This is a genomic window from Caballeronia telluris, assembly GCF_001544495.1.
Classification (GTDB): Bacteria; Pseudomonadota; Gammaproteobacteria; order Burkholderiales; family Burkholderiaceae; genus Caballeronia; species Caballeronia telluris.
This window is the reverse complement of sequence record NZ_FCNZ02000089.1, coordinates 1-3,468: the sequence shown is the minus strand read 5'-3', so window position 1 is coordinate 3,468 and position 3,468 is coordinate 1. Positions and strand designations below refer to the sequence as shown.

Sequence of the window (3,468 nt, the reverse complement as noted above, 5' to 3'; positions counted from 1 at the left end):
GGCTTCTGTTCCCTCCGGCGTTATGTGCCCGAACGGTGTAGACGAGCGGTCGCATAAGGAGGCGCACGAGGGAAATGGCACATAATTTTTAGAGCGATTGCAACCATTTCAAGAGTTCCTGATCTTGCCGCCATCCAACGTTTCCGAGACGTACCGCGGTAGTTTCGGATGGCGGCGAACATGCGGCGACTGCGGCTTGTTTGGCGCGAAGGGATATCTCCGCATATCGGTTCGTGGTATCGAGGCTGACATGGCCTAGCCAGCTGCGAATCACATTAATGTCGACTCCTGCTTCCAGCATGGAAACCGCAGCGCTATGCCGAAAGGAGTGCGGAGATATGCCGCGCTGCTTACGAGGTGGGGCCGGCCGTAACGTACGGGTATGCCGCTTGACGATCTTGTAAACACCGGATCGAGTGAGAGCATGCCCTTGCTGATGGGACTCGAACAAGGGCAGCGATGAATCGCCGCAACGCACGCTGGCGAGTTGCTTCAACAGGGTGGCCGCTTCGGGCCACACAGGGCAAACCCGCCATTTGTCGCCCTTGCCATGCAAGCGAACACGAAATGGACCGTCAAGATCAACGTCGCCGACACGCAGGTCGGCGATTTCCTGTACGCGTGCCCCGGTGTTGTACAAGAGCATCAGGAGCGCACGATCACGCAGTGCCAGCGGTCCCTGGATCGATAGAGATTTGAATAGCAGGTCGATTTCGTCGCGCTCCAGATAAACGGTTTCCGGTGGAGGGCTACGCTTGCTGGGGATCGCCTCTACGCGTTCCGCTTCTGCCAGCATCTCGGTGTGATACAACGCCAGATAACGATAGAAGGTGTGCAGTGCCGCGAGTCGTTGATTTCGCGTACGCACCTGATTACCGCGTTCAGCCTCCATCGCGCGCAAAAACTCCAACACCCGCTCGGAGCTTAGGTCAGTGAGAGCGAGCCGCGTCACCGGACGGTGGCAACTCTTGGTGACGAACAGCAGGAAGAGTTTGATCGTATCGCGATAGCTGCAGATCGAAGACGGCCGCAGACCACGTTGGGTCTTTAAATGATCCTCGAAAAACGAGTGCAACACCTGGCCGATGCTGTTCATGGGCGTACTCCTGTTAGCGCAAATTCGTGGAAGCGCTTATCGGCATGTCGCAACAATTCTTCGGTGATCGAGAGGTAGACAACTGTCGAAGCCGGATCGCAATGACCAAGGAAGGTTGACAGGTGAATGAGGCGCTGGTTCGGATCGACTCCCTCGCGATACCACCGGAGTAGCGTCCCCGTTGCGAACGAGTGCCTCAGATCATGCGCTCGTGGCGGCGAGACACCAGGCGGGATACGCAGTTGCATCTTCTGCACGAGAATGTGAAACGTCTGGCTGATGGTCCCTTCGTGGATACAGCCGCGCTTGGTAAAGGAAAACAACGGCAGGTCCGGATTGTTGACGTCAACATGGCGCTCCTCAATGTAACGATGCAGGCGTTTTGCGAGCTGTGGACCGAACGGAAGGATTCTGCTCTTGCCAAACTTGGATTCGCGGATAAGTAGCGTATTACGAGCGAAATCGACGTCGCCGATCGCTAACCTGGCAGCCTCGCCGACTCGTAGTCCAAGTCCATATAGCAGAGCAAATATGGTTTCGTAAACGAGAGCGCGTTGCACCGCCTTGGAATTGTCCGGCAGCGCTCGCGCTACATCGAGCAGATGCTGTGCCGTGGGAAGATCAAACAGATATGGGATCCGTTGACTCGTCGTCCGCCGCACCCTGGAAGTGACCGGATTGTGCTCGATCAAACGTTGAAGGACCGCCCAGTCGAAGAAGTGGGAAAGTACCCCGCGCAAATGGTTATAGCTTCGAGGTCTAGTGCGAGGTCGCGAAGCCAAAAATCCATCAATCAGGATGCCATCGATCTCGCTCCACTCGAGGATATGCTGTTTACAGAGATAACGGTCAAAGAGGTTCAGTGCCAAGGCCTCCGCGCGATACTTGCGATTCAGTGCTCGTTTGTACTGCACGAACGTGGCAATCGATTCGGCAAGAACGCTGCGCAGTTCGGGGTTACGGGGTTTCATAGTGCCTCCCCGTCACCCATGGCGACTTCGCGCAACGCGGCGAGCGCAACCTTGCTATAGACCTCGGTAGAGCTTGCGGAACGATGGCCGATGTAGTCGCCAATGGTCTTTAGGGGGAATTCGGCGTCGATCAGCCGCTGCACGCAGGTATGGCGTAACGTGTGTGCGCCAGCACGATGAACCTTAATTCCTGCGCGGTGCAGGTACTTCGCTACGGTTAGCGAAATGGCTGCGCTTGCGATCGGCTTGCGCGGCGCAAGAACGCGAAAGAACAAATGACGGTCTGTGGTTGACGGTCGGCCGTGCTTGAGATATTCGATTAGCGCTTCAGCGACAACGCTTGCGAGCGGGTAAGCTGTCCAGTGGCCAGCCTTGCGCTCCGGAACCTGAAGCCGCTCCCGTTTCCAGTCGATGTCGTCTAAGGTCAGACTTGCGACCTCGTGCCCTCGCAATCCATACGTCACCAGCAGCAACAAAATGGCGTAGTCTCGCCGACCAAGGATCGTGCGGCGATCCACCACTGCCAGCATCCGGCGTACTTCGTCCCAGGTTATGGAGCGTGGCACGTCAGCAAGGCGGTACGTCTGCGGTGATTCGAGTGCAGATTCCAGGTCTTCGTATACGATCCCTTCCCGGTGGCAGTAACGCAGGAATACGCGCAGCATGCCGCACAGGTTACGACGACCTGTGCGGCCAAGACATGGTGCAACATTGATCATGAACGAAGCCAGCAATGGTGGCGACAATTCAGAAAGGTATTGAACGCCCGTTTGCCGCAGGTAGCCGTCAAAGCGGTTCAGAGCGTGTGCATATTGATAAAGGGTGCTCTCGCGCAAGCCTCGCTCTTGCCGGAGATACTCTGCGAATCCTCCTGCTTCCCCTTCGAATGGAAATGGTTTGCACGAGCGCTCTCGGTTGATGCTACCTGCGATTGCAAGGTTCAACATTTGCCTGACTGGACCGCGAGCATTCACAACAATGCCGTGGCGAGCGGCTTCGGTGGTTTCCTTCGAACCGTGTGTCGCTACCCAGCACGAGGTGAACGACTCCACAAACTCTGCAGCGGAAGCGAGATCAGTAGCGCCATGCGTTGCTGCAAAGTCGGCGAACTGGCAAAGCACCGGGACTCGACGAAAGACGTTGCACGTTGCATAGCCGTTGTCGTGCATCCATTCCACGTAGCTCTCGATCTGCGGTCCGAGCCAGCTTGCGCGGATGCGGTCGATCGTAGCTGGCTTGATAAAGTACTGTTCGAGCATGACAACCTCCATTCAAAAAAGCCGAAGGGAAGCTCATCATGCGCCTGGGTCATACCGTTATGTTCCCTTGGTTGCACCCTCATCCAACGCCAGGAATCGTTTCTCACCGTTCAGGCACATAACGCCGAAGGGAACAGAAGCC

3 protein-coding genes are annotated in these 3,468 nt (G+C 56.5%); all 3 read right to left on the bottom strand.

The features are described from left to right. Positions 1 to 88 precede the first annotated feature (88 nt). The 3 genes from AWB66_RS32095 to AWB66_RS32085 are packed head-to-tail and all read right to left on the bottom strand — an operon-like array spanning position 89 to position 3,326. Entirely contained in the window at positions 89 to 1,096 is a 1,008-nt protein-coding gene (locus tag AWB66_RS32095) for a tyrosine-type recombinase/integrase (RefSeq protein ID WP_087634002.1), read from the bottom strand. Then, positions 1,093 to 2,067: a tyrosine-type recombinase/integrase gene (locus AWB66_RS32090; RefSeq protein ID WP_087634001.1), complete on the bottom strand. Its 975-nt coding sequence runs from the start codon at positions 2,065 to 2,067 to the stop codon at positions 1,093 to 1,095. The genes AWB66_RS32095 and AWB66_RS32090 overlap by 4 nt, the downstream gene beginning before the upstream one ends. After that, the gene (locus AWB66_RS32085) at positions 2,064 to 3,326 is read right to left on the bottom strand and encodes a tyrosine-type recombinase/integrase (RefSeq protein ID WP_087634000.1); all 1,263 of its coding nucleotides are present in this window, start codon (positions 3,324 to 3,326) and stop codon (positions 2,064 to 2,066) included. The genes AWB66_RS32090 and AWB66_RS32085 overlap by 4 nt, the downstream gene beginning before the upstream one ends. Between the last annotated feature and the right edge of the window lie 142 nt (positions 3,327 to 3,468).